This is a genomic window from Acuticoccus sediminis, from assembly GCF_003258595.1.
Lineage (GTDB): Bacteria > Pseudomonadota > Alphaproteobacteria > Rhizobiales > Amorphaceae > Acuticoccus > Acuticoccus sediminis.
Genome location: NZ_QHHQ01000036.1, coordinates 1 through 1,363, shown reverse-complemented (window position 1 = coordinate 1,363; position 1,363 = coordinate 1). Strand labels below are relative to the sequence as shown.

Here is a 1,363-nt window from a genome sequence, read left to right as displayed (position 1 = left end):
TAGGTCTGGCCGCGGCGCGCGGTCAGCCGCCCACCTTCCCGCGGCCGTTCAGAAGCAGGTCGGCCCAGGCACGGGCGACCTTGTCGGTGCCGCTCCCGCCGATGTGGCAGTCGTCGAAGCGATCCAGATCGTCGAGCAGCGTGTCGGTGTTCACGCCCGGCCTCAAGGTGCTGTCCAGCGCCGGTAGAGCCGCTTGCGCGCGCACGATCGGGTTGTGCGCAGCATGGGCCTTGAAGCCCCCGTTGCTTGGTTCGAGACAGACGGAGGCGACGGACACGTAGACGGGCACCGCGATGCCATAGGTGCGCAGGGTCCCGATCATGGACAGGAAGCGGTCGCTATAGTCCTGCGCGCTCGTGCCGAGGACATAGTCCATCTCGCCCTGGTGCCACAGGACCTCGGTGACGCGATAGCCAGCGCTTCCGAGGTGCGCCATGGTGTCGATCAGGAGCGCGTTGAGGTCGCCCCCGTCGACCCACCGCGCCACCTCCGACCCGTCGAAGGCGAGGGGTGCGATAACGACCGTGTCGAACGTCCCGGATGCGACGAGCAGATTTCCAAGCTCGGTCCAGTACTCCCCCTTGGTGTCCGTCGCCCCGAGAAGGGGCGAGGCAGCGACGAAACACTGCCTCTCAAAGAAGTTAACGACGTGGTTGCCGTACGCGGAACGGTAGCGTTGCCCCGCATGGTTGGCGGCGTTGGACTGGCCGAGCACCAGGAGGACGGCCGTGCGAGCGCTTTGCGCCGGGCAGACGACGTGGGTCTTCGTCTCGTCGGCGACGATGCGGCCGTTGGCGTCGAAACGGTAGCGGCTTTCTGGCGGGGGTGGCGTGACGGCCAGGCGGCCCTTGAGGACGGAGAGTTGCGGCCACGGCGGCAGGTCCCGCCGCCCCGTCATGCCACCCGCCGTGAACGCGCCCAGAAGCGCTACCGCGCCGAGCACCAGGAGAAGCCACCGTGTGGACGTCGTCATCGCCCCTGCCCCTTGGGAGGCTGCGCAAGTGTGCGGTCCAGCGATGGGAGCATATCCCCTTCGTCCCACGTTGTCTTGTCAATGCCGCCGGAATTTTCCCCAGAAGTGCCGCAGTAAAATTCCCGAGTTAGGTGCTCAGATGGGCGCGGCCAGGGAGATGAACGCCTAGAAAAACCCACACGAATCAGGCCCGCTGATTTCGGGTCTACCGGAGGGTGAGCGATGCGAGGACAGCCTGGATTCTTCGACGTCGAGGATCGGCTGCAGCGAGCAGGGAAACCTGCCGCGGCGTCATTTCGCGGATTGGCATAGTGGGTGGATCGTGATGATCCGGAGCAATTGGAGCACAAACCGGCGGCTTCACGTAAATGCGTTGTCGTTCGAATGGTA

General features: G+C 65.4%; 1 protein-coding gene. It reads right to left on the bottom strand.

Annotation, left to right across the window (positions count from 1 at the left end):
• Positions 1-22: 22 nt before the first annotated feature.
• Positions 23-973, bottom strand: coding sequence for a sialate O-acetylesterase (locus tag DLJ53_RS34550; RefSeq protein WP_111352841.1), 951 nt, complete (start codon positions 971-973; stop codon positions 23-25).
• Between the last annotated feature and the right edge of the window lie 390 nt (positions 974-1,363).

Excerpts from the sequence above, each read along its gene's own strand:
- DLJ53_RS34550 (WP_111352841.1), bottom strand. The coding sequence starts at position 973 with ATGACGACGTCCACACGGTGGCTTCTCCTGGTGCTCGGCGCGGTAGCG.